This window comes from Mycobacterium sp. TH-M116, assembly GCF_057473685.1.
Genome location: NZ_JBYCLC010000403.1, coordinates 1 through 7,872 on the forward strand (window position 1 = coordinate 1; position 7,872 = coordinate 7,872).

7 protein-coding genes are annotated in these 7,872 nt (G+C 69.9%); 4 read left to right on the forward strand and 3 right to left on the reverse strand.

The features are described from left to right. The coding region (locus tag AC2VOK_RS20740) for a YlbL family protein (RefSeq protein WP_428902121.1) at positions 1 to 734 on the reverse strand (734 nt) is incomplete at its 3' end. A gap of 91 nt (positions 735 to 825) precedes the next feature. Between AC2VOK_RS20740 and AC2VOK_RS20745 the strand changes: the two genes are divergently transcribed. The 3 genes from AC2VOK_RS20745 to AC2VOK_RS20755 all read left to right on the forward strand — a co-directional run bounded on the left by AC2VOK_RS20745 (position 826) and on the right by AC2VOK_RS20755 (position 4,612). Beyond that, positions 826 to 2,256, forward strand: coding sequence for a zinc-dependent metalloprotease (locus AC2VOK_RS20745; RefSeq protein WP_428902122.1), 1,431 nt, complete (start codon positions 826 to 828; stop codon positions 2,254 to 2,256). 37 nt (positions 2,257 to 2,293) lie between these two features. Continuing rightward, the gene (locus AC2VOK_RS20750) at positions 2,294 to 3,154 is read left to right on the forward strand and encodes a cyclodehydratase (protein ID WP_428902123.1); all 861 of its coding nucleotides are present in this window, start codon (positions 2,294 to 2,296) and stop codon (positions 3,152 to 3,154) included. Positions 3,155 to 3,268: 114 nt separating this feature from the next. Then, on the forward strand, positions 3,269 to 4,612 hold the full coding sequence (locus AC2VOK_RS20755) for a macrolide-binding ATPase MABP-1 (RefSeq protein ID WP_428902124.1): 1,344 nt from the start codon (positions 3,269 to 3,271) through the stop codon (positions 4,610 to 4,612). Positions 4,613 to 4,651: 39 nt separating this feature from the next. Here AC2VOK_RS20755 and AC2VOK_RS20760 read toward each other — a convergent pair whose 3' ends face one another. Further along, complete coding sequence (locus AC2VOK_RS20760) at positions 4,652 to 4,939, reverse strand: WhiB family transcriptional regulator (protein ID WP_428902125.1); 288 nt, start codon at positions 4,937 to 4,939, stop codon at positions 4,652 to 4,654. A 398-nt stretch (positions 4,940 to 5,337) separates the two neighbouring features. Continuing rightward, on the reverse strand, positions 5,338 to 7,437 hold the full coding sequence (locus AC2VOK_RS20765; protein ID WP_428902126.1) for an ATP-dependent DNA helicase UvrD2: 2,100 nt from the start codon (positions 7,435 to 7,437) through the stop codon (positions 5,338 to 5,340). A 175-nt stretch (positions 7,438 to 7,612) separates the two neighbouring features. On the opposite strand from AC2VOK_RS20765, the gene mrx1 reads away from it, so the two are divergent. Next, entirely contained in the window at positions 7,613 to 7,867 is a 255-nt protein-coding gene (mrx1, locus tag AC2VOK_RS20770; protein ID WP_428902127.1) for a mycoredoxin Mrx1, read from the forward strand. Positions 7,868 to 7,872: the final 5 nt, after the last annotated feature.

The following is a 7,872-nucleotide window of genomic DNA, read 5'->3' on the forward strand; positions in this document are numbered from 1 at the left end:
AGGCTGAACATCAGCCCGGCCGACGGGCCCCCGATGTTGGCCAGGTTGAACGTCACCTCGAACGGCGCCCACGGCGCATCGAGCACGGCAACGCCCAAGAAACCGTAGTCGCGGTCCTTGTTGGCGCCCAGGGTGATCTGCGCCACGCCGGCCGGCTCGTTCTTGCGGCGGAAGTCGATCGTCACCACCTGGCCGGGCTTCGTGTTCTTCAGAAACCCGGTGAACGCCTCGATATCGGCCACGGGGACGCCGTTGACGGCGTCGATCGCATCACCGGATTTCAGTTTGCCCGCCGACGGGCCGGGATCGCTGACCTTCGCGACGGTGACAGCGGACGGGTACTTCAGGTATCCCAGGGCGGCGTACTCGGCGCTGTCCTCGGACTGCTTGAAGTCGGCGTCGTTGGCTTTGTCCACCTCCTCGCGCGACGTACCCGGCGGGTAGACCACATCGCGCGGCACCAACTGCTCCTGCGCCGAAAGCCACAGCGTCAGAGCCTCCCCCAGAGAGAGATCGTCACGCTGGGAGACGGTGGTCATGTTGAGGTGACCGGTCGTCGGGTGGGTGATCGCTCCCTGGATTTGCACCACCTGCTTGCCGTCCACCTCGCCGAGCGTGTCGAAGGTGGGGCCGGGCCCCAACGACACGAACGGCACCGTCACCACCGCGAGCAGCACCCCGAACACCACGATCGGCACCAGCGCGACCATCAAAGTCAGAATCCGCCTGTTCACGCCGATTACAGTAGACGGGCTTCGGTTGGCCTCATTCGGCTACGAGATTCAGCTACGAGCATGACCCGGCATTCCACGTTGCGTTCCGGCGATGAGTACCGTTGGGTTTATGTCCGACCTGCCTTTTGGCTTCTCCTCGGGAGACGAGCCCCCAGAAAACGAGCGGGGGCGCGACAGGAAGAAAGACCCCGATTCAGGGTCGGGCGCCTCCGACCCGTTCGGCGCGTTCGGGTTCGGCGGCGACTTCGGCATGGGCGACCTGGGCCAGATCTTCACCCAGCTGGGTCAGATGTTCACCAACGCGGGCCCCATCATGACCGGTGGCAAAACCTCGGGCCCGATCAACTACGAACTCGCGCGCCGCGTCGCAGCCAGCTCTATCGGGTTCGCCGCGCCGGTCCCCGCCACGACGAACGCGGCGATCACGGACGCGGTGCACCTCGCCGAGACCTGGCTGGACGGGGCCACGGCCCTGCCCGCCGGCACCACCAAGGCGGTGGGCTGGTCGGCCGGCGACTGGGTGGACAACACCCTGGAAACCTGGAAGCGGCTCTGCGATCCGATGGCCGAGCAGATCTCATCGGTCTGGGCCGCTTCGCTGCCCGAGGAAGCCAAGAGCATGGCGGGTCCGCTCTTGGCGATGATGTCCCAAATGGGCGGCATGGCGTTCGGGTCGCAGCTGGGCCAGGCACTGGGCCGGTTGTCCCGCGAGGTGCTGACCTCGACCGACATCGGCCTACCGCTGGGGCCCAAGGGCGTGGCCGCGATCCTGCCGGAGGCCGTCGAATCTTTTGCCGCCGGTCTCGAGCAGCCGCGCAGCGAGATTCTCACCTTCCTGGCCGCCCGCGAGGCCGCGCACCACCGGCTGTTCAGCCACGTGCCCTGGCTGGCCAGCCAGTTGCTGGGCGCGGTGCAGGCCTACGCCCGGGGCATGCAGATCGACATGGGCGGAATCGAAGAGCTGGCACGCAACTTCGACCCGGCGTCCCTGTCGGATCCCACGGCCATGGAGAACCTGATCGGCCAGGGGGTCTTCGAGCCCAAGGCGACACCGGCCCAGAAGCAGGCGCTGGAACGCCTCGAGACGCTGCTGGCCCTGATCGAGGGTTGGGTCCAGATGGTGGTGACCGCGGCGCTGGGTGACCGGATCCCGGGCACGGCCGCGCTCGCCGAGACCCTGCGCCGGCGCCGGGCCAGCGGCGGCCCCGCCGAGCAGACGTTCGCGACGTTGGTCGGCCTGGAGCTGCGGCCCCGCAAGCTTCGCGAAGCCGCCACGCTGTGGGAGCGCCTGACCGACGCCGCGGGCGCCGACACCCGCGATGCCATCTGGCAGCACCCGGATCTGCTGCCCTCCGCGAACGACCTCGACGAGCCGGCCGGCTTCATCGACGGCGTCATCGGCGGGGACACCAGCGGCATCACGGAGGCGCTCGCCCAGTTCGACATGGACCCCGGCGAGCGCGACCCCGTCGAGCGCGACCCCGAGGATCGGGGCCCGGACACCGGTTCTGTGGATAACTGAATCCGGCGTTCCCGCCGGGGTGGCACAGTCTCGATTCATGCCCACGGTCCTGGCTTCGGTCCGATACGTGCTGGACCCTGCGATGCCGGTGTTGCTGCGGCCCGATGGTGGGGTCCAGGTGGGCTGGGATCCCCGCCGCGCCGTACTGATAAGGCCGCCGTGCGGGCTGTCGGCCGCGGACCTGGCTGCGCTGCTGCAGTCCCTGCGTTCACCGACGCCGTTGCCCGAGTTGCAGCGTCGGGCCGTCGAGCAGGGGTTGAACGATCCCGACGCACTGGACAATCTGGTGGCCCAGCTCGTCGGCGCCGGGGTCGCCACCGAATGCCACCGGACCGGCGGCCGGACGGCGTCGATCCGGGTGCACGGCCGTGGCCCCCTCTCAGACCTGCTCGTGGAGTCGCTGCGCTGCTCTGGAGCCCGGATCGCGCACAGCAGCCAGCCGCACGCGGCGATGTCGGCGGCCGCCGTGGATCTGGTCGTGCTGGCGGACTACCTGATCGTCGACCCGCGCATGGTGCGTGAGTTGCACAAGCGCAAAGTGCCGCACCTGCCGGTCCGCGTGCGCGACGGCACCGGGCTGGTGGGACCGCTGGTCATTCCCGGCGTGACCAGCTGTTTGGGCTGCGCGGACCTGCATCGTCGCGACCGCGACGCGGCGTGGCCGGCGATCGCCGCGCAGTTGCGCGACGCCGTCGGCGTCGCCGACCGGGCGACCCTGCTGGCGACAGCGGCACTGGCGCTCAGCCAGGTGAACCGGGTGATCGCCGCGGTCCGCGGGCAGCAGGCCGTACCCGACCCCGGCCCGCCGCAGGCGTTGAACGCCACGTTGGAATTCGATCTCACTGCCGGTGCGCTGGTGGCGCGCCAGTGGAGCAGGCATCCGCTGTGCTCATGCTGATGCCGGCTACTTCTTCGCGGTCCTCGTCCGGCGCTTCGATGATCACCCTGAACACGGCGCCGGCGGCCCGCGCCCGGTTGTTGCGAGATCAACACCCCGGCGAGGCCGACCGTCGTGGATGATAGGTGTGTGGCAGACATCAAACGCGGCCGGGCTGCGCGCAACGCGAAGCTGGCCAGCATCCCGGTCGGCTTCGCGGGCCGGGCAGCGCTCGGCTTCGGCAAGCGACTGACCGGCAAGTCCAAGGACGAGGTCCAGGCCGAGCTGATGGACAAGGCCGCCAACCAGCTGTTCACCGTTCTGGGCGAGCTCAAGGGCGGCGCGATGAAAGTTGGCCAGGCCCTGTCGGTGATGGAAGCCGCGATCCCCGAGGAGTACGGCGAGCCCTACCGCGACGCCCTGACCAAGCTGCAGAAGGACGCCCCGCCCCTGTCCGCCCACAAGGTGCACCGCGTGCTCGACGCCCAACTGGGCACCAAGTGGCGGGACCGGTTCAGTGCATTCGACGACACGCCGGTGGCCTCGGCCAGCATCGGCCAAGTCCACAAAGCGGTGTGGTCCGACGGCCGCGAGGTGGCCGTCAAGATCCAGTACCCGGGCGCCGACGAGGCGCTGCGCGCCGACCTCAAGACGATGCAACGCATGGTCGGGGTGATCAAGCAACTCGCCCCCGGCGCCGACGTCCAGGGTGTCGTCGACGAACTGATCGAGCGCACCGAGATGGAACTCGACTACCGGCTGGAAGCCGACAACCAGCGCGCCTTCGCCAAGGCCTACCAGGGGCACCCGCGCTTCGCGATACCGCACGTCGTGGCCAGCGCCCCCAAGGTGGTGGTCCAGGAGTGGATCGACGGCCTGCCGATGGCGGAGATCATCCGCCACGGCACCCCCGAGCAGCGCGACCTGATCGGCGTCAGGCTGCTGGAACTCACCTTCGACGCCCCGCGCCGGCTGGGCATGCTGCACGGCGACGCGCACCCGGGCAATTTCATGTTGTTGCCCGACGATCGGATGGGCGTCATCGACTTCGGCGCCGTCGCGCCGCTGCCCGGCGGCTATCCCGTCGAACTCGGGATGACGATCCGGCTGGCGCGCGACAAGAACTACGATCTGCTGCTGCCGACGATGGAGAAGGTCGGTTTCATCCAGAAGGGTCAGCAGGTCTCGGCGCGCGACATCGACGAGATGCTGCGCCAGTACGTCGAGCCCGTGCAAGTCGACGTCTTCCACTACACCCGCAAGTGGCTGCAGAAAATGACCTACAGCCAGTTCGACCGGTCGGTGTCCCAGATCAAGACGGCTCGGCAGATGGACCTGCCGCCCAAGCTCGCGATACCGATGCGTGTCATTGCGTCGGTGGCGGCAATCCTGTGCCAGCTGGACGCCCACGTGCCGATCAAGGCGCTCTCCGAGGAGCTGATCCCCGGCTTCGCCGAGACCGACACCGCCGCCGTCTGACAACGTCGACCTATAGGCGGGCTCGCTGATCGGTTCCCATTAGGCGGTATGGCAGGCTGCGGCCTGTTCCTTGCGGGGACGTCCGCGCGGACGTTTGCCGCTCACGACCGCGCCGCGGTGGAGGATCTCGCCGCCCCACACACCCCAGGGTTCGGCCCGTTCCAGGGCCGCGGCCAGGCACTCGCGGCGCAGCGGGCAACTCCTGCACAGCATCTTGGCGCGCTCGAGGTCGGCGGGGGTCTCGGCGAACCAGAGGTCGGGATCGCCGGCGTGACAAGGCAGGGACTGTCTACGGCGGGTCCGTCTGGGGATTGTCGGTGCCGACATGTCCGTTCACCTGCTTTCTGGTCTGGGTCCCTGTGCTGGGTGGGATCCGGACCAGATTGCTGGTTTTCAGGTGAGCATTCTTCTCGGCGAGCATTCTTCTCGGTGAGAATTGTGGCCCCGGATCCTGTTGACATCGGGTCCGTGGCCTTGCGGCTATCCGGGCTGGTTACTGATGGCCTCGGTGCGCGGACGCGCCAGTCGCGGCGGCAGCGCGGCGTGCGGCGTGCTCGCCCCACGCCGCCCGCCCGGCGGCGTGGGCGGCGTGGGCGGCGCGAAAGGTCGGCCTGGTCAGCATCGCGGCCACCCTCCTTTCGCCTCCTGGCGGCACAGCGCGTCTCCGAGGGTAGACGCCGGCGGCCGGCGGCCACAACCGATTTTCTGGCCTGGGTGTCCGCGCCTCAGCGGCTGCGCACCATGTCCAGCACGTCGGGTCCGTACTGTTCCAGCTTGCGCGCACCGATGCCGGGGATCGCGATCAGGGCGGCCTCGTCCTCGGGCCGCAGCTCGGCGATCGCGATCAGCGTGTTGTCGGTGAAGACGACGTAGGCGGGCACGTTCTGCTCCTTGGCGGTGTCCAGCCGCCAGGCCTTGAGCCGCAGCAGCAGGTCCTCGTCGACGTCGGCGGCACAGGTCTCGCAGCGCGAGAGCATGACGGCCGCCGGGGTGGTCAGGTTGTTGTTGCAGACCCGGCAGCGGGTCGGTGCACCCCGGGAGCGCCGCGACTTGGCCGGCGCGGCGTCGGCGCGGGCCTGCGGCGCGATGCCGTTGAGGAATCGCGACGGCTTGCGGCTCTGCCGCCCGCCCGGGCTGCGCGCCAGCGACCAGCTGAGCGCCAGATGCACCCGGGCCCTGGTGATCCCGACGTACAGCAGTCGGCGCTCCTCCTCGACGGGCTCGCTGTCGGCGCCGTGCGCCAAGGCATGCGAGATGGGCAGCGTTCCGTCGGCCAACCCGACCAGGAACACCGCGTCCCACTCGAGTCCCTTGGCTGCGTGCAGGGAGGCCAGCGTGACGCCCTGCACGGGTGGCGGGTGTCGCGCGTCGGCGCGGGTCCGGAGTTCGGCGAGCAGGGCCTGAAGCGTCAGCTGCGGGCGTTGCGCGACTTCGTCGTCCACCAGCGCGGCCAGCGCGTTCAGCGCCTCCCACCGGTCCCGCGCCTTGCTGCCCGCCGGTGGTTCGGCGCTCAGGCCCACCGGTTCCAGGGCGGCGCGCACCACCTCGGGCAGGGGGCCCTCGGGGTCGCGTTCGGCCACGCGCTGCAGCGCCAACAGCGACTGCCTGACCTCCTGGCGGTTGAAGAACCCCTCGCCGCCGCGGACCTGGTAGGCGATGCCCGCCTCGGTCAGGGCCTCCTCGTAGACCTCGGACTGCGCGTTGATCCGGTACAGCACGGCGATCTCCCCGGTGGCGGTGCCGGACTCGATCAGCCGGGCGATCGACGCCGCGACCGCGGCGGCCTCCGCGGGTTCGTCGGGGTGCTCGTGAAACGACGGGGCCGGGCCGGGTGCGCGCTGGCCGGTCAGCGCAAGCTTGCTGCCGGCCACCCGGCCCCGGGCCGCGGCGATCACCCGGTTGGCCAGGGACACCACCTGCGGGGTCGAGCGGTAGTCACGTTCCAGGCGCACCACGGTGGCGTCGGGAAACCGCCGGGAGAAGTCGAGCAGGAAGCGGGGCGAGGCCCCGGTGAACGAGTAGATGGTCTGGTTGGCGTCGCCGACGACGGTCAGGTCGTCTCGCTCCCCCAACCAGGCCGAGAGCACCCGCTGCTGCAGCGGGGTGACGTCCTGATACTCGTCCACCACGAAGCAGCGGTAGCGGTCGCGGAACTCTTCGGCCACCGCCGCGTCGTTCTCGATCGCTGCCGCGGTGTGTAGCAGCAGGTCGTCGAAATCGAGCAGCGTGACCGCTTCGTCCCGGACCTTGAGCGCTTCGTAGGCGGAGTACACGGCCGCCACCTGCGCGGCGTCCAGCGGGGTGTCCCGGCCCGCGGCGGCCACCGCGCTCGCGTAGTCCTCGGGGCCGATCAGTGAGGCCTTGGCCCACTCGATCTCGCCGGCCAGGTCGCGCACGTCGTCGGTGCCGGCGTTGAGCCGGGCCCGCCCGGCCGCCCGCGCCACGACGGCGTACTTACTGTCCAGCAGCTGCCAGCCGGTGCCACCGACCACCCGGGGCCAGAAGTACCGCAGCTGACGGTGCGCGGCGGCGTGAAAGGTCAGGGCCTGCACGGCGCCGACGCTCGCGCCGGCGCGGGCGACGGCGTCCAGCGCCCGCAGCCGCGACCGCATCTCCCCCGCCGCCCGCTGGGTGAACGTGACCGCCAGCACCTGCCCGGCGGCGACATGGCCGCCGGCGACGAGTTGGGCGATGCGGTGCGTGATGGTGCGCGTCTTGCCGGTGCCGGCGCCGGCGAGCACGCAGACCGGCCCGCGCGGGGCCAGCACGGCGTCGCGCTGCTCGTCGTCCAGCCCGGCGGTCAGGGAAGCGGCGACCATCGGCATGGCGTCCATCTTGGCAGCGACAGCCGACAAACGGGGGGCATCCCCACGCGGCGGCGAGTGTGAACCGTACGACGCCGTCCGCGGAATCGCCGCGACAGGCCGCCGGGCGGCCCACATGGTCGCCCGGCTACGTTGACTCTCATGACGAATGGACTCTCATGACGAATGGACTCTCATGACCAATGCTCCCGTCACCGTTTACACGACGTCATGGTGCGGCTACTGCCGCCGTCTCATGACGGTGCTCAAGTCCAGCGGGATCGCCTACGACGCGGTCGACATCGAAGCGGACCCGACGGCCGCCGAATTCGTCAGTTCGGTCAACGGCGGCAACCGGACGGTTCCGACGGTCAAGTTCGCCGACGGGTCGACGCTGACCAACCCCAGCGCGGCCGAGGTGAAGGCGAAGCTGGCCGACGTCGGCGGCTGAGCGGA